This window comes from Nitrospina sp. P1_D6, from assembly GCF_052156615.1.
Lineage (GTDB): Bacteria > Nitrospinota > Nitrospinia > Nitrospinales > Nitrospinaceae > Nitrospina.
In genome coordinates this window covers 1-15,611 of the sequence record NZ_JBQKUN010000011.1, presented here as the reverse complement: position 1 = coordinate 15,611, position 15,611 = coordinate 1, and the positions used below count along the sequence as shown (strand labels likewise).

The following is a 15,611-nucleotide window of genomic DNA, read 5'->3' as shown; positions in this document are numbered from 1 at the left end:
CCGTTTTCCGCAGGCGGAGGTGGATGGGGGTCTTCTGCGGGCTGGCTCTGCTGGCTGGCGCGGGATGCTACGCCATGCAGGTCGAACGGGCGTTCGAAGGGGAATTTGCCTCCTTTGAGAACAACCGCATCATCAATGAATACTGCATGAGCTGTCATCTGCACAGGGATTTCAACTCCAGTTCGCATGTGGAGGAAGTCTCGCTGAGCTACCAACGGAAGGTGTTCCGTTACGCCACCGAGTGCCGGGTCTGTCACTACCTGGAAAAGCACTGGTACCTGAACGATTTTCTGCGTAAAACCCGCCGCCCCAAAGAAGCCAACAAGGGCGTTTACACCGCGTTCGAACGCGAGTTTCTGGAATCGCAGAAAACCTCACCCTTACCCCACGACGATTCCACTTCCTGACATTTTGCTGACATTCCTGCGGCCTGGACCGGGTTCAATGCGGGGCATGAATCCCTTTGTTTATGTGCTTTTAAAGGAATTTCGGGGCGAGTACGAAGGGATCTGAAGGGCACAAAAAAACCGCCCGTAACCCGGGCGGTTTTTCCGCGAATTCGATCTGCTTGGGATGTTAGAGGGAATTCTTCATGTTCGGTGCAGGTTTGAAGCCGACCGTTTTGCTTGCCTTGATTTTGATTTCTTCACCGGTCTGCGGGTTTCGGCCTTTGCGGGCTTTTCGGGTCCTCACGGTAAAAGTTCCAAATCCGGGATAAGCAAAACGTTTGTCTTTCTTGATCGCCTTGGCGATGACATCAAAGGTGGCGTCGACAACATCTCCGGCCAATCGTTTACTGAGGTTCGAATCTTTCACGTTTTTGGTTACGCTGGCGATGAGCTCATCTTTAGTCAATGGATCATCCCTCCTTTCGAGATTTTTTTGAGACAGGACCTTCTGGAAAAGGTGAGTATGGTGTAGGACATCAAGCGGGCTCATTATAAAAAATGGGGTTTAAATGTCAAACAAAAAATCAGAAGCAACACCCTTTTCCCTCCCATAAATAAAGGCCGATACGGGGTATGCCTGTTTTTGCGTACGGAATTATAAGCGTTTCGCAATGCGGGAAAGGAAAAATTATCGCAACGATTTTCATTTTTGATTGGACTCGTTCTTCATCAGGGATACAATAATAAAATTAAATCAAAATTGATTAGGAGTGCGGAAGTGGCGGTGTTACCCATAGCGTATCTGGGTCATCCGGTGTTGCGACGCGTGGCAGATCCGGTGGATCTCGAACAATTGACGGCACCCGGAGACAACGAACTGCAAAATTTTATCGATGACATGATCGAGACCATGCACGATGAAGGCGGTGTGGGCATTGCTGCGCCCCAGGTTCAGCGTTCATTGCAGATCATTGTGGTGGAGTACCAGGGCAACGAACGTTACCCGGATGGGGCCGAAATACCTCTTGAGGTTTACATCAACCCGGTGATCACCTGGGTCAGTGAAGAGAAAAAAGAGTTCTGGGAAGGATGCCTGAGCGTCAAGGATTTGCGCGGGCTGGTGAGCCGTCCTTCCGCCTGCACCATGGAAGCCTACAACCGCCGGGGTGAGAAGGTGGTGGTGAAGACGGACGGGTTTCTCGCCGTGGTGCTGCAGCATGAGATCGACCATCTGAACGGCAAGGTATTCCTGGACCGCATGGAGGACCTCACTCAGCTTTCCTACGAAAAAGAGTTCATGACCTACTGGGTGAAACCCGCGGAAGAAACCACTGAACCCCAACAAACCGTATGAGCTGGCACGATACATTGGAACAGGAAATCCTGCACCTGTACCAGGAACCGGTCATCGGCTCTGGTTACAGCAACACCTACGGTGAAGCCAACCTCGTCAATCTGGTGACCAAGTTCCGCAGCCTGGAATCGGAACAGATGGAATACATGAAATCCATGGTGGTCACGTTCTCGCAGTCGGACGATCTCGCTTCCAGTTACGTCTCCGTCGGCGTCCTGCACGCGCTCGGCATGCACGACCATGTGGAAAATGCATACCAGTGGGCGGAAGGGCGTGACGACAGCCATATGTTCACCAGCCACTTCGACATCGGCAAATCCCTCGCCGAGCACTTTGTCATCAATCCTCCCTGATCGGTTGATTCAATAGTTCGACGGAGGCAGTTTGGAATCGCTCGGTTCCACCGGGCAGATCGAATCCACGGCCTTCCTTTTCTCAGCCCGCCTGCGCACCAGCAGAAACAACCCCCACAAGGTTCCCGGCAAGGCGAACGCCGCGGCCAGCCCCAGGGCCACCTCGCTCAATGTCCATCCCAGGTGGTCGATCGAATACCCGACCCACCAGTTGCTGAGTCCCATGACCAGGGTGAGCATCGCCATCTCCGTGCTGAACACGCGGCCTAGAAACCGGTCCTCCGCTTCCAGATGAATGAGGGCGGAGCTGAACACCCAGATGATGGAACCAAAAAACGTAACGAGCCCGATGCTCACCGCCGCCGTTCCCAGCGTGAACGACCGCGACAGAAAATAAAACCCGACGCCACTGATGAAGAACGCGGAAAAAATCGACAGTTGCAGAACCCGGGTGGAGTCGCCGAAAAAGCGTTTCACGAGGACCGGCCCGAGTGCCGCACCCAGCCCGCGCGCCGAATACATCAAACCCGTGGCCATGGAAATAGCGGCTTCGGTCGAGAACAAAGTGTTGGCGTAAAGCGGAATGAGGGTCATCAACCCACCGCCCAGCGCCAGGCCGGCTTTCAAAAGGGAAAGCACGCCGATCACCGGCCGGCGTACGAGGTACTTCATGCCTTCCACCCAGCCGTTCTCTTTTTTCGTGCGTGGGGTTTCATCCTCTGTGCCTGCGGCGGCTTTAACCGGGAATTGAATCCGCGAGACGAAAAATGCGGACACGAGGAAGGTGAAGGCATCGACGACAAAAGCGGCTTTGATGCCGAACAGGCTGACCACACCGCCTCCCAGGGCCGCGCCCAAAGCCAGCATCACCGACCAGGTGGAACCGCTCAACGCGTTCGCCGTCACCAGCTCCTCGCGTGTGCAGAGGGAAGGGATCACCGCGCTGCGTGCCGGTTCGAAAAATCCCGCCAGCGCGATTTCCACCACCGCCAGCGTGTACAGCAACCACAGGTCGTTCTGGTCTTCCACCAGCAGGAAACCCAGTACCACCACGAAGCGAAACACGTCGGAGGCCATCATGATGGCACGCCGGTCCATGCGGTCGATCAGCACACCGGCGATGGGGCTCACGAAAAAAATAGGCAGGAGCTTGGCCATCATCACCGTCGCCATGGCCATGCCGGTGCCCCCGACTTTCAGCACCAGCGCGAAGATGGCGATGCTGTTCAGCCAGTCGCCGAGTTCGGAGACCACCTGTGCGTACCACAGGTTGCGAAACGGGCGGTTGGATTTGAGAAGCCGGACGTACCCGGCCGAACGGTCGGTGGCCATGGTCGCGGTTTCAGAAGAAAACGGGTCGAATGAATAAGCGGAACGCGTGCGGCGTATTCCGGGACGGAACGGCTGGATGGATTACCACACGGTTGACGTCTTGATCTCCATCACGCGCCCTACCAGCTGGCACACCATGTCCGCGGGAATCGTCCGCGTGTTCAGTGACAGGTCGAAATGCGATGCGTCCTCGATGTCCTGTTTGAAATGGTGCTGGATGAATTCCTGGCGTTCCCGGTCGATTCGCCGGACCAGGGTTTCCGCCTCCGTCTGCGAAATATTTTTCAGGCGGGCGATGTGCTCTGCGCGGTAAGCAAAAGGCGCGGTGAGCTTCACGAACACGCCATGCGGTTTGTCGGCGAGAATGTAGTGTGCGCCGCGACCGACGAAAATTGCGGCTTCGTGAGTGACGATCACCTTCATCAGTTTGGACAGCTTGACCAGGTACTCGTCCGGACGCAACGCTCCGGATGAGATGAGGTAATGAATCCACTGGTCCAACTGGTTGGCATGGTGTTCGTCGAGGGTTTCGATGAAGCTGCGGTTCAGGGCGTCGCGGCTGGCGATGTGGTCCAGCAGGTTGCGGCCGTAAACCTTCCACTGGAATTTTTTTTCGAAGAGGGGAATCAGTTTTTCTTCCAGGCATCCGTAATCCCGTGAAATGGCGATGAAAGGATAGGCCCCGATGCCCGGTTCCTTCCCGGACCGGCCTCTTTTTTTGGCTTCCCATTCCTGAATTTTGTCTTCAATGATTTTTTCCGCTATGGACTCCGGCAGGGTTGCAGACATGTTCCCCTCCTTAAAGTTGAAGGGTGCCCGATGGTTTCGATTCCACAAGTAATATAGGTTATCCCCTGACATTCCTCAAACATATTTGCCGGAAATTCACCGGTTTCACCGAAAGAACCTGCCGGAATTTCCGTGAATGCGATAAAATAATAATTCATAATGGACTTCTTTTTTAATCATTCACTCACGACCGCGACCTATGGATCAAACCCCGCACGAACTTGATGACAAGCTCGACCGACTCGTTGGCAAAATCTCCTTATGGATATCTCTTTTTCTGGCTACAGCCATGACCGTCTGGTATGCCATGGCCAACCCACCGGACGGTGATGAGTTGAAACGCATGCGCCTGTTCTTCAAGGAAAATGCAATCAAGGTCGGCGAGTTCCTGCGCATGCCTCACGATGAAAAGATAAAGGAAGTAAAAAAGGCAAAGCATCCTTTTTACCATTCCTATATGAAGGCCTCGGAGGTGGAGAAAGGGAAGATCCGCAAAATCTACCACGAGTCCATCGACTACACTCCCTACCAGTACTGGTTCAATTTATTTGGACTGTGGATGATCGCTTTTTCCGGGTTCTGGTTTATCGGACTCATGATTCAGGGGGTGGTCAACCTCGTTCGCCAGCAGAAACCTCCATTGTGATGCATTGAGAGAGCCTGCGCCCAAAGGGGCTTGCCATGAACGTCGACCAGATCCGTTTTGCCATTTTTCTGGGAGTATTTGTGCTTCTGCTGGGGCTGGAGCGGCTGATCCCGCGTCACCCGACGGTGGATTCCAAGCTGCGGCGGCTGGGTATCAATCTCGGTCTCACGGGAGTGAATGTCGTTCTGGTCAAACTGTTTTTAAGCACCGCCGCCGTGGGCGCCGCCGCCTTCGCTGCAGACCGGGGATGGGGGCTGTTCAATTACCTGCACTGGCCCGTGTGGATCGAAGTGGCCCTCACCATCGTGTTCTTCGATTTCATGATTTACCTGCAGCACGTGGTGGTGCATATGATTCCGTTCTTCTGGCGGTTCCACATCGTGCACCATTCGGACCTGGATCTGGACGTCACCTCCGCCCTGCGTTTTCACCCCGTGGAAATCCTGGGATCGATGCTGTTCAAGATGGGACTGGTGCTGGCGATCGGTCCGTCGGTGCTTGCGGTGATCATTTTTGAAGCGGTGCTGAACGGCATGGCGCAGTTCACGCATTCCAATATTTACATTCCTGAGCCGGTGGACCGTGTGCTTCGCCGCCTGATCGTGACGCCGGACATGCACCGTATCCACCATTCCGAAGAGATGCGTGAGACCAACTCCAATTACGGGTTCAACCTGTCCATCTGGGACCGCATGCTGGGGACGTACATTGCCGATGCGCAGAAGGCCCAGCCGGAGATCGTGATCGGCGTGCCCCAGTACAAGCAGCCGGAGCAGTTGACCTTCGGCCGGGTGGTGATGCTCCCGCTTAAAGCCGGGCCTCAGGGGGCGCCACCCCGGCCCGCCTCATGATTCTGGACGCCTGATCGGGCTAAGGAAAGCTCGTCCGGGGCCGGTTGCGAGCCTGATGACGGGCTTGGGCCCGTGTCAGATTTTTCCCATTCTCCAACCCATTCTTGATAGAATCTGCCAATGTCCGCCAGGTATTACTGGATCAGTTTTATCGTTGTGCTGGTGCTGACGGTTGTCATCAGCTGGCTTCGTCAGACCCGCACGAAGAAGGAATTTTTCACCATCATGGCCGCCGTGGCCGCGGGCCTGGTCGTCATCGGTCTGCTGATTGCCGGACTGGCGAAACTGCTGGAAACGCTTGGTATTGCACAATCCGGATTTTAATTTTGAACAGGAACGCGCCCGACCGCGGGATGGGAAGAAAGGTTCTCAACCGGTCATGAGTTACGGAGTGGAAGCATGAGCACGAGCAACATGGAATTCAGTCCCATCATGTTCATCATCATGGGAATTGCATTTGTGTTCATTTCCTACTTCATGGGGATGATGATCCATTCCGCCTGGATGTACGAAGACTCACCGAAATTGCCTCGCAACAGCAAGAAGGCCTGGATCCTCTGCATGGCCGCAGGGGCGGGGGTGACGGGCTGGATGTTCGCTTACGGGTATTACGTGAATTTCTAGGCAGGTCCCGCCAAAGCAGGGAAGGGCTGCACCCGGCCCGGTCCCCAGACTTCTTTCAACTCGCCAGAATATCGATCAGCCGCTCGCACTCGTTTTTGTATTCCTGGATGTCCTGTTTCTCCTGCTCGTCCAGGTCGTCCGTCATGTTTTCTTCCAGCAGTTCGATGGCATCGTTCAGGCCGCCGGCGGCAATGTCCAGTTCGTGTTCCACCAGGGCGTAAATGGAAGGATTGGCGCGCAGTTTGTCGTACACACGGGTGTACTTCGCCTTGTATTCCATGATGTCGCGTTTCTTCTTCTCAGGCAGGTTTGTTTTCAGTTCCATGTTGATATCGGAGATAGCATCGTTCAAGGCCATCTTGATGGTTTCGATATCCTTTGCATTGATGGATGCCAGCGATTTCATTCGGTTCCTTCCATTCTAATTTCTGCGGGGTTGGCAGTGGGACAGGAAGGTGACCCTCGGGGCCCCGTTTCCTGCCCTCATTATATGAAGAAAACCGGCGAAAAAAAAGCCCGCGTTTCCTCAGGAAACGCGGGCTCTGGTTGGGGAGGTTACGCGTTGTTGACCTTGATTTGCACGGAGCGCGGCTTCATTTCTTCCTTTTTCGGAAGATTGACGGTCAACATGCCGTGCTCCAGGGTGGCCTCGACGTTTTCAGGGTCGATGCCGTCACCCAGGGTGAAGGAACGTTCAAACCTGGTTTGGCTGAACTCCCTCAGGTGATACTTTTCGTTTTCGGACTTGGATTCCGATTCACGGCTGCCCTTGACGGTCAGTCGCCCGTCATGGATACCGATATCGATCTCATCCTGTTTCCAGCCGGGAACGGCCGCGGTCAGGATGTAGCGGTCTTCTTTTTCCTCGATGTTGCAGCGCAGGGATTCCTGCATCTTGGATACCGGCTCCCACAGCGGGGCCCACGGGCTCATCCGGCCGAAAAAGTCGGCATCCTCGAAAAACTTGTCCATGTAGGTTTTGGGAGTGTAATTCACAATCTTGCTCATGTTCTTCCTCCAAAGGATACGGGTTAACGCATTGCTTGGGTCCAGAATGGAGGATTCGGTACCGAACCGTGTCTCTCAACCTTCTGTTCAATAAATAAGATGTTTCTCGGGGGTGTCAAGCTGGTCGTGATTTTTTTTAAGGGAGCCGGTACGGGCTTAAAAATTAAGTGGTTTCGGGGGGATACCGTTTCTGGGGAGGATGGAAAGGAAGGAAGGACGGGGGTCCCTCCTGGAGGGGCCATGCGGGGGTCACCTGCTCTCGCGGGCTTCTCGGTAAACGCTTTCGAGAACCTCTTTCAACCGCGTGCGGCCGGCATCGGAGGCGTGGAGCAGAACCCACCAGAACCGGTCCATCAATTGCTGGATCTCCGCCGGGGTCATCCCGGGCACCAGCCGCTTCGGCTCATGGCCCTCCATGATCCATTCGTAGCGCAAATTGTAGTGCCGGCTGAGTTTCTCCGCCCAGGTGTTGGGAAAGCGCCCCCGCTTTTTCGCGCCGGATACGGAACTCTGCCGGATTCCCAGGAAACGTGCCAGCTCTTCCTGCGTCTGCAAATCGGTTTCCAGGCGGATGCGGTTGAACGCGTCAGTGAATCCCATGCGTCGAATCGGTGGTGTTCCAGGTCTAATAATAGGTTGTTTTTATTTGTGTTATATTTGTAGTCGATTCCGGGGTCCTTCGAAACTCAATTGTCTCCACATGATTTTTTATAGGATGAAGCTATAAAAATTCACTCCTCATGGAGCCCGTTTTTGGCTGTACGCAATTGTTTGTTGCGGCGCTCACCCAAACAACTAATATTGATAGTGGAGATTCTTGAACCCTGTATTTGCCCGGACCGGGCGGAGGTGCCAGATGGTGAAGCGAGGAAGCGGTTTGCTGTTGTGCGTGTTGCTGGTCTTTATTTTGGGAATGGGTTGTTCGACGGTTGCCCCGAACCATGTGGCTCCCTCCCAATCGGGTGAATACAAAAACGGGGACAAAAACCTGTACAAAAACCCCGAATTCGAGCACAACGAACATCGTATGGATTGACGATGAGTGGGCTCCCTGGCTCACTTGAAACGAATCCGCAGGAAGCGAAAGAGGCCGGTACGCATCCGGCCTCTTTTGTTTTTCCTTTTCATTTTGGTTTTCTCACACACCCTTCTGAATTTCTGGTGGCTCCTCCATGGCCTCAATCCGCGCAATGCGTTCAGCAAACGAAGGGTGGCTGGCCGATTCCGTCAACGGTGCGTCCTGCAGGTGTGCCTGCATCCATTTCAAGAAATCGATGTACTCGGTTTTACCCAGCCCCAGCTTCTCCAGGTAACGCACCGCCAGCCGGTCCGCTTCGAATTCGTGTTCCCGGCTCATGGCGGCGACTTCCGGGTCCATGGCTCCGGGCACGTGACGCGCGCTGTTTTTGTAGTCATCGTGGTTGAACAGCGATTTGAACCACTGCACGTAGGTCTTGGTCGCTTTCTTCAAAAAGTGTTCGGACTGAATGTGGGCCATCTCGTGTGCGGCGATGCTCAACAGGTGAGGTTGGCCGGCGCGGCCCAGTGCATTCAGAAGGTCTTCCGTGATGTGCACGCGGTGATCGAACGTGGTCCACGCATTGGACAGCCGGTCCTTGTAAACCACGCCTTCAAATTCCTCGCCGTGAAAATTATTCGCGGCGATCTGGTCGATGCTCTCCTGCCAGCGGTTTTCTCCGGCGCAGGTATCGGGTCCGCAGGGCAACTGCGCCATCTGCGCCGCACAGGCGGATTGAAAGGTCAGCAGGATCAACAGCAGGCTTCGTTTCATCACACGGTTCAGGTTCATCCGTTCACTCGAAAATTGGATCAAGACGGAAGGGGGTGCTGTAAACAGGCCCCGTTTTCATTGCCTTCAATATGGCGGCGGCCTGAGAGGGTTTTATGCGGGGATTGTGAGATTTTTGTTTGGGGGAGAAAATGCAGGGGAGGGGCCGATCGGGCCGCAGTCGGTGCAAAACCATTAAAAAAGACCCGGGAGCGCGGGGCGCCCGGGCCTTCTTTCCTTAATATATAAATCTGTAGCGTATGTGGTGGGCCCACCAGGATTCGAACCTGGGACCATCCGGTTATGAGCCGGGGGCTCTGACCAACTGAGCTATGGGCCCGAAAGCGGTCAGCCCTCTATGAAGCTGCGCAGTTTCTTGGACCGGCTGGGGTGCCGCAGTTTGCGCAGCGCCTTGGCCTCGATCTGCCGGATGCGCTCGCGCGTGACGGCGAAGTCCTGGCCCACTTCCTCCAGCGTGTGCTCGGAGTCGAGGCCGATGCCAAACCGTTTGCGCAGAACCTTTTCCTCGCGGCTGGCCAGCGTGCCCAGCACCTTCAGCGTCTGCTCCTTCAGGTTCTTTTTCACCACCGAGTCGATGGGTGAGAGCACCTTCTTGTCTTCGATGAAATCGCCCAGGTGGCTGTTTTCCTCCTCGCCGATCGGGGTCTCCAGCGAGATGGGCTCCTTGGCGATCTTGAGCACCTTGCGCACCTTGTCCACCGGCAGGCTCATCTTCTCCGCGATCTCCTCCGGCGTCGGTTCGCGACCCAGCTCCTGCACGAGGTGGCGGGAGACGCGGATGAGTTTGTTGATGGTCTCGATCATGTGCACCGGGATGCGGATGGTGCGGGCCTGGTCCGCGATGGCGCGGGTGATGGCCTGGCGGATCCACCACGTGGCGTAGGTGCTGAACTTGTAACCGCGGCGGTACTCGAACTTATCGACGGCTTTCATCAGGCCGATGTTGCCTTCCTGGATGAGGTCGAGGAACTGCAGGCCGCGGTTGGTGTATTTCTTGGCGATGCTGACCACGAGCCGCAGGTTGGCCTCGGCCAGTTCGCGCTTGGCGGTTTTGTCCTTCACCCGGCCGCGGGCGATGGTGCGCACCGTGGCGAGCAGCTGGTCCTTCGAGGTGTTGGTTTCCTTTTCGATCTTCTTGATCTTGCGGCGGCACGCCTGCGCGACTTTCATGTGCTTGTCGTACTGCGCGCGGGTGACCACCTTGTTGGACGGCAGCTTGACGCTTTTCTGCTTGGTCCAGTTCTTGGCCAGTTTCTTCACCTCCGCGAGCGACAGGCCGAGTTCTTTCTCGATCATGCGTTCCTGCTTGCCCGCTTCGCGAAACCGGGCGGCGATCTCGTAAATCCTTTCGATGATGCCGTCCATCACATCACTGTTCAGGTTGAGGTCCAGCACCATGTCCTCGAGCTTGTTCTGTTGCTCGACCAGTTCCTTCTCCACCTTCTCGCGCATCTTATCGGACAGCTTGGTCTCACATCGCTCGCGCAGGCGGAACACCTTCTTTTCCTGCGCCAGCAGGTTGCGGATGGCTTTCTGCAGGCGCTTGATCTCTTCTTTTTCGTCGATTTCCTTTTTCTCGTCCGGTTCGCCCTGGTTGATGACCTCGAATACGTTGATGAGGCCTTCCTTGATGGACTCGCCGAGGCAGACGATTTCGTAGATCGTCACCGAGCAGTTGGCCACGGCGGAGAGCACCTCGTTCTGGCCATCTTCGATACGCTTGGCGATCTCGACCTCACCCTCCCGGGTGAGCAGGGAGATCGTTCCCATCTCCCGCAGGTACATGCGGACCGGGTCGTCAATGCTCACGGTATCGGTTTTGGTGTCGGTAATGGTTTCTTCAACCACTGCCTCCTCCTTTTCTGATTCGTCTTCTTCGTCCGTACTCTTGTCCTCTTTCATGGCCGAATCGACAATATCGATTTCGTTTTCGCCGAACAGATGCATCAGATCGTCGATTTGATCCGGCGCCACGAGATGCGACGGCAAAACATCATTCACCTCTTCATAGGTGAGGTAACCCTTTTCCTTGCCCAGTGAGATGAGCTGATTGATTTCCGAAACATCTGCCACTTTATCCGCATTTGACATGAGGTCCGACTCTCCTGTGTTATGAATTCCAACGGTTTCTAATAAATAGGATGCAAATAACTCAATCGGGTATCAGGGAGAATTGCATTTTCCTCACCTGGCTGTGCAGTTCCCGGGAAAGGTCGTTGTCCCCGGCCTGCATCGCTTCATTGCGCTGGCGCCTCAATTTGTTGATTTCGTCCTGGACCGATCTCCTGCGGATATCGAGAATACAGTCTGAAACCGCCTGTTTCAGGTTGTCGAAGGTGAGCGGTGCGAGCCCGATGCGGGTCAGCACGGATTTCACCTCCACATCCTCAACATGGTCCAACAGGCGGTGAAGCGCAAGCGGTTGATCGTCATCAATCAATTGGTAAAGAAATTGGGCGGTTTTTCGGCATTCCGGACGCCGGAATCCATCGAGGTCCACCGAGCGGCGGATTTCCACCGCCGCCTCGGCATCCGCCAGCATGAGGTGGAGCAGGTACCACTCCGGGCTGTGCGCCACAGGCTGTTCCCGCACCGGGGGTTTGACCCGGGGTTTGTTTTCCGCCAGCGTTTTCCTCAGTTCGTCCAAAAGGGCCCGGTCTTCCACCCCCACGGTTTCGGCGATGTATCGCACGTATTCACTGCGTTCGACCGCGTTCGTCACCTTGGTGAGAAGCGGCAGGAGACGGTTGATGAGGTCCAGCTTCGCCTCCGGTGTTTTGGGCGGCGAACTCTGAATGGCTTTCTGCACCACGAAGTGTATGTAGGGCGGCGCCTGCTCCACCCGCGACAACAACGCTCCCGCTCCCTGGTCACGGATGAGGGTATCCGGGTCCTCTCCCTCCGGCAGGGCCACCATGTAGACGTTGAGCCCCTGTTCCTTGAATACCTCGAACGCCCGGGCTGCGGCCTGCAGACCCGCGTTGTCGGCATCGAAAACCAGCACGGCGTTATGGGTGTACTGCTTCAGCATGGCCGCCTGCTGGGATGTGAGGGCCGTACCGCAGGTGGCGACGGTGTTCTGCATGCCCGCCTGCCAGGCGCGTAGCTGGTCGAAGTAGCCCTCGACGACCAGCACCCGGTCGTGCTGGCGAATGGCGCTTTTGGCCATGTTGAGGCCGAACAGGTGTTTTCCTTTTTTATAAGCCGGAGTTTCGGAACTGTTCAGGTATTTTGGTTCCCCGTCCCCCAGCACGCGGCCGCCAAAACCGATGACCTGTCCCTGCACGTCCCGGATGGGGAAGATGATGCGCCCACGGAAGCGGTCGTATTCGACGCCCTTTTCCTGGTTGCGAACGATCAGCCCGTATTTTTCCAGCTGCGCGCGGGTGCATTTGGTTTTCTTTTCGAGGTGCGTCAGGAGGCCCCGCCATTCGTCCGGTACCCAGCCGAGCTGATACGCATCGATCACGCCATCATCAAAGCCGCGCGACTCCAGGTATTTCCGCGCGGGTTTGCCGAGCTGGGGGTGTTTCAGGTTTTGCGCGAAGTATTCGGCGGACAGGGAGTTGACGTGAAGCAGGGTTTCCCGTTCAGACGGCTGGCTGGAGGAACGCAGGGCGGATTCCGGGATGGTGACGTGGTAGCGCGCCGCCAGCTTCCTCACCGCCTCGACGAAAGTGAGGTCCTCCAGTTCCATCAGGAATTTGAACGCATTGCCCCCCGCACCGCAACCGAAGCAATGATAGATCTGCTTGTCGGGGCTGGCGGTGAACGACGGGGTTTTCTCCTGATGGAACGGGCACAGCCCCTTGTAGTTCTTGCCCGCTTTTTTCAGGTGAACGAAGTCCGAGACCACATCGATGATGTCGGCCCGCTGGCGCACGTCTTCAATGACCTGTTCCGGAATATGCTGTTTCAACGATCACGAACCGGCTTCAAGGATTGATGGTTGAGAACCCCCGCAGGTGCCCGGGGTTCCATTGCCAAAAAGTTGTGTGGGACTGAGGGTGCACCCGGGAGGCGTCACCCCGCCAGCATTTCCGTAACAAGAGAGCGAATCTGCTCTCCATCCGCCCGGCCTTTGAACTCCGGGGCGACCACCTTCATTACCTTGCCCATGTCTTTGGGGGATTGCGCGCCGGTTTCGGCGATGACTTCCTGAATGCGCTTTCGCAAGGTGTCTTCCCCCACCTGTTCCGGCAGATAACCTGCCAGAATGACCATTTCCTGCTCTTCCTTTTCTTTCAGATCGGCACGGCCGCCTTTTTCGTAAAGCGCCGCGGCTTCTTTTCTTTTTTTTATCTGGGTGGACAAGAGGGCGGTGATTTCCTCGTCCTCAAGTTCTTTGCGGAGATCGATTTCCCTGTTTTTGATTTCAGCAGAAACCAGGCGCAAGGTCTCGACCTTGAGAGATTGCTTTGATTTCAGGGCCTCTTTGAGGTCCTGGAGGAGCTTGTCTTTGAGTCCCATAACCCTTTTCAAATAAACAAGAAAATATAGGGCCGGGTGCGGATTTTGTCAATAGATGTCCCTCAAAATGAATTTTTTGTCGGTATTTTTCCTACAATATGGAGAGAATATATTGATAATATTAGGGTTACTGGGCTTTCGGAATGGCAGTACCCCCAAAGTGGGGGGCATGTGGCAAGACATTTTTGTGGCCAGGGCCGGACGGCGGTACAATTTGAAATCTGTACGCCAAAAGGTTGTATTTGTTATGCAAGTTGAATTTCTCGTTGTGAGGGAGGTTGACAGATCTTGAAACGGTATTTCTTTGGAAGCCTCGCGCTGATCTGGGTTGCGGCCGCTTTGCCGGCCAAGGCGGAATCCGGAAACGGCGCCCAGATTTTCCAGGCCATGGAAGAGGAGATGGCCCGCTCGTTGAAAGAGCTCCAGGTGGATGACTTCGGCCCGCCGTATTTCATCAATTACCAGGTGCGTCACCATGACCGGGCGGAAGTGACAGCCACGTTCGGCGCGCTCCTGGAATCGGACATCAAACAGAAGCAGACGCTTTTTGTGGATGTGAAGGTGGGCGATCCCGAGTTCGACAGTTCGCATCCGCAAAGCCATCAGTACGTCACCGAAGCGTTGATCCCGCTCGATAACCAGGTCGGCGCCCTCCGGCGTGCGTTGTGGTATGAAACGGATCTGCGCTACAAACAAGCCATCGTCAACCTGCTGAAGAAAAAGGGACGGTTCATCAGTGGCGTGGAAAGCCACGAAATTTCAGACTTTTCTCCCGGCAACCCCCCGCAGGTGCGGCTGGGGCCGGTTCCTGAGTGGAAGCCCCGCATGCAGGAATGGGAATCCCTGGCGAAAGCCGTCTCCGAGCGGTTCCGCAACGCGGAGGACATCGAGAAGTCCAAGGTGGAAGTGTCCGCCAACCGCACCATCCGTTATTACTACGATTCCGAAGGCAACAAGATCCGTGAGGGGAAGCTGTACTATGCCCTTGTCATCGAAGGCTGGGCCCGGTCTCCCCAGGGCGACCGCCTGCATGACGAGGAATCGGTTTACCTGCACGAAGGCGACCCCTTTCCTACAGAGGAAGAACTGATCTCCCGCGCCGACCGCCTGATCGAGTCTCTGGGGAAGCTCAAACGCGCGCCGCGCATGGACCCGTACATCGGTCCGGCCATCTTCAGTCCGGATGCCACGGCGGTGCTGTTCCATGAGGCGCTGGGCCACCGTCTGGAAGGCGACCGCCTGCGGCAGGACCGCGACGGCAAGACATTTCTCAAGAAGATCGGGCGGAGGATACTTCCCGAATTCCTGTCGGTGACGGACAATCCGGAGATGACCCGTTTCCAGGGCACCCCCCTGCTTGGGCATTACCGCTTCGACGACGAAGGCCAGGAAAGCGAAGAGGTGGTGCTGGTAGAAGGCGGCACCCTGCAAAATTTTCTCCTCACGCGCATGCCGGTACTGGGATTCAGCCGCACCAACGGCCACGCCCGCGGCGACGGCGTGCACGCGCCCATGTCGCGCATGAGCAATTTCATCATCGAATCGAAGTCGCGGGTGGATGCCGCGACGTTGAAGCGGAAACTCATCGAGGAAGTCCAGCGGCAGGGCAAACCCTTCGGCCTGTTCGTGAAAAAGATCACCGGTGGTGAGACCCACACCGAAGGCGCCGGGTTCCAGGTGTTCAAAGGCGAACCGTTATACCTGTATAAAGTGTATCCCGACGGACGCGAGGAGTTGGTTCGCGGGGTCGATTTCGTAGGCACGCCGCTTTCCATGATCGGCAAGATCATGGTCACCGGAGACAAGCGGGAGGTTTTGAACGGATTCTGCCACGCGGAGTCCGGGGCGATCCCCGTCACCAGCATCGCTCCCAGCGTGCTTTTGCGTGAGGTGGAATTGCAGGGTGCGAAGAAAATGCGGGTTCGCCCGCCGATCCTCACACCGCCTGCCGTGTCCACATCGCTTCAATAAAATCTTTGGAAAAA

Annotated in this window: 19 protein-coding genes and 1 tRNA gene; 9 read left to right on the top strand and 11 right to left on the bottom strand. The window is 55.8% G+C overall.

Annotated features, from left to right (window positions below; translation table 11 throughout):
• The first annotated feature begins 23 nt into the window (after nucleotides 1–23).
• A complete protein-coding gene (locus tag ACTRXA_RS13995; protein WP_442427785.1) occupies nucleotides 24–407 on the top strand; it encodes a hypothetical protein in 384 nt (127 codons plus the stop codon).
• Between the two features lie 169 nt (nucleotides 408–576).
• Here the strand turns inward: ACTRXA_RS13995 and ACTRXA_RS13990 are convergent, their stop codons facing one another.
• A complete protein-coding gene (locus ACTRXA_RS13990; RefSeq protein ID WP_005005830.1) occupies nucleotides 577–855 on the bottom strand; it encodes an HU family DNA-binding protein in 279 nt (92 codons plus the stop codon).
• Between the two features lie 312 nt (nucleotides 856–1,167).
• Here ACTRXA_RS13990 and def point away from each other — a divergent pair, with 312 nt between their 5' ends.
• Nucleotides 1,168–1,743, top strand: a complete 576-nt coding sequence (gene def / locus ACTRXA_RS13985; protein ID WP_442427784.1) for a peptide deformylase — start codon at nucleotides 1,168–1,170, stop codon at nucleotides 1,741–1,743.
• Nucleotides 1,740–2,096, top strand: coding sequence for a hypothetical protein (locus tag ACTRXA_RS13980; protein WP_005005828.1), 357 nt, complete (start codon nucleotides 1,740–1,742; stop codon nucleotides 2,094–2,096). Before def ends, ACTRXA_RS13980 begins: the two co-directional genes overlap by 4 nt.
• A 9-nt stretch (nucleotides 2,097–2,105) precedes the next feature.
• Here ACTRXA_RS13980 and ACTRXA_RS13975 read toward each other — a convergent pair whose 3' ends face one another.
• Nucleotides 2,106–3,428: an MFS transporter gene (locus tag ACTRXA_RS13975; protein ID WP_442427783.1), complete on the bottom strand. Its 1,323-nt coding sequence runs from the start codon at nucleotides 3,426–3,428 to the stop codon at nucleotides 2,106–2,108.
• An 81-nt stretch (nucleotides 3,429–3,509) separates the two neighbouring features.
• On the bottom strand, nucleotides 3,510–4,217 hold the full coding sequence (locus ACTRXA_RS13970; protein ID WP_442427782.1) for an AAA family ATPase: 708 nt from the start codon (nucleotides 4,215–4,217) through the stop codon (nucleotides 3,510–3,512).
• Between the two features lie 199 nt (nucleotides 4,218–4,416).
• On the opposite strand from ACTRXA_RS13970, the gene ACTRXA_RS13965 reads away from it, so the two are divergent.
• The 4 genes from ACTRXA_RS13965 (at nucleotide 4,417) to ACTRXA_RS13950 (ending at nucleotide 6,338) form a co-directional block, all read left to right on the top strand.
• Nucleotides 4,417–4,863 carry a hypothetical protein gene (locus ACTRXA_RS13965; protein WP_442427781.1) on the top strand — a complete coding sequence of 149 codons (447 nt, stop codon included), beginning with the start codon at nucleotides 4,417–4,419 and terminating at the stop codon, nucleotides 4,861–4,863.
• Between the two features lie 35 nt (nucleotides 4,864–4,898).
• Complete coding sequence (locus ACTRXA_RS13960) at nucleotides 4,899–5,714, top strand: sterol desaturase family protein (RefSeq protein WP_442427780.1); 816 nt, start codon at nucleotides 4,899–4,901, stop codon at nucleotides 5,712–5,714.
• 120 nt (nucleotides 5,715–5,834) lie between these two features.
• Complete coding sequence (locus ACTRXA_RS13955) at nucleotides 5,835–6,038, top strand: hypothetical protein (RefSeq protein ID WP_442427779.1); 204 nt, start codon at nucleotides 5,835–5,837, stop codon at nucleotides 6,036–6,038.
• A gap of 75 nt (nucleotides 6,039–6,113) precedes the next feature.
• Complete coding sequence (locus ACTRXA_RS13950) at nucleotides 6,114–6,338, top strand: hypothetical protein (protein ID WP_005005812.1); 225 nt, start codon at nucleotides 6,114–6,116, stop codon at nucleotides 6,336–6,338.
• A 55-nt stretch (nucleotides 6,339–6,393) separates the two neighbouring features.
• Here the strand turns inward: ACTRXA_RS13950 and ACTRXA_RS13945 are convergent, their stop codons facing one another.
• The 3 genes from ACTRXA_RS13945 to ACTRXA_RS13935 form a co-directional block, all read right to left on the bottom strand.
• The gene (locus tag ACTRXA_RS13945) at nucleotides 6,394–6,744 is read right to left on the bottom strand and encodes a hypothetical protein (RefSeq protein ID WP_442427778.1); all 351 of its coding nucleotides are present in this window, start codon (nucleotides 6,742–6,744) and stop codon (nucleotides 6,394–6,396) included.
• A gap of 149 nt (nucleotides 6,745–6,893) precedes the next feature.
• Entirely contained in the window at nucleotides 6,894–7,346 is a 453-nt protein-coding gene (locus ACTRXA_RS13940; protein ID WP_442427777.1) for an Hsp20/alpha crystallin family protein, read from the bottom strand.
• A 249-nt stretch (nucleotides 7,347–7,595) separates the two neighbouring features.
• Complete coding sequence (locus ACTRXA_RS13935; protein ID WP_442427776.1) at nucleotides 7,596–7,946, bottom strand: helix-turn-helix domain-containing protein; 351 nt, start codon at nucleotides 7,944–7,946, stop codon at nucleotides 7,596–7,598.
• Nucleotides 7,947–8,202: 256 nt separating this feature from the next.
• Here ACTRXA_RS13935 and ACTRXA_RS13930 point away from each other — a divergent pair, with 256 nt between their 5' ends.
• Nucleotides 8,203–8,382 (top strand): hypothetical protein, encoded by a 180-nt coding sequence (locus ACTRXA_RS13930; protein WP_442427775.1) that lies wholly within the window; start codon nucleotides 8,203–8,205, stop codon nucleotides 8,380–8,382.
• A gap of 102 nt (nucleotides 8,383–8,484) precedes the next feature.
• Here the strand turns inward: ACTRXA_RS13930 and ACTRXA_RS13925 are convergent, their stop codons facing one another.
• The 5 genes from ACTRXA_RS13925 to ACTRXA_RS13905 form a co-directional block, all read right to left on the bottom strand.
• The gene (locus ACTRXA_RS13925; RefSeq protein WP_442427774.1) at nucleotides 8,485–9,156 is read right to left on the bottom strand and encodes a M48 family metalloprotease; all 672 of its coding nucleotides are present in this window, start codon (nucleotides 9,154–9,156) and stop codon (nucleotides 8,485–8,487) included.
• Between the two features lie 242 nt (nucleotides 9,157–9,398).
• Nucleotides 9,399–9,475, bottom strand: a tRNA-Ile gene (locus ACTRXA_RS13920).
• Between the two features lie 8 nt (nucleotides 9,476–9,483).
• Entirely contained in the window at nucleotides 9,484–11,247 is a 1,764-nt protein-coding gene (gene rpoD / locus ACTRXA_RS13915) for an RNA polymerase sigma factor RpoD (protein WP_442427773.1), read from the bottom strand.
• A 61-nt stretch (nucleotides 11,248–11,308) separates the two neighbouring features.
• Entirely contained in the window at nucleotides 11,309–13,075 is a 1,767-nt protein-coding gene (gene dnaG / locus ACTRXA_RS13910) for a DNA primase (RefSeq protein WP_442427772.1), read from the bottom strand.
• A gap of 104 nt (nucleotides 13,076–13,179) precedes the next feature.
• Complete coding sequence (locus ACTRXA_RS13905; RefSeq protein WP_442427771.1) at nucleotides 13,180–13,626, bottom strand: GatB/YqeY domain-containing protein; 447 nt, start codon at nucleotides 13,624–13,626, stop codon at nucleotides 13,180–13,182.
• A gap of 288 nt (nucleotides 13,627–13,914) precedes the next feature.
• Between ACTRXA_RS13905 and ACTRXA_RS13900 the strand changes: the two genes are divergently transcribed.
• A complete protein-coding gene (locus ACTRXA_RS13900; protein ID WP_442427770.1) occupies nucleotides 13,915–15,597 on the top strand; it encodes a TldD/PmbA family protein in 1,683 nt (560 codons plus the stop codon).
• Nucleotides 15,598–15,611 lie beyond the last annotated feature (14 nt).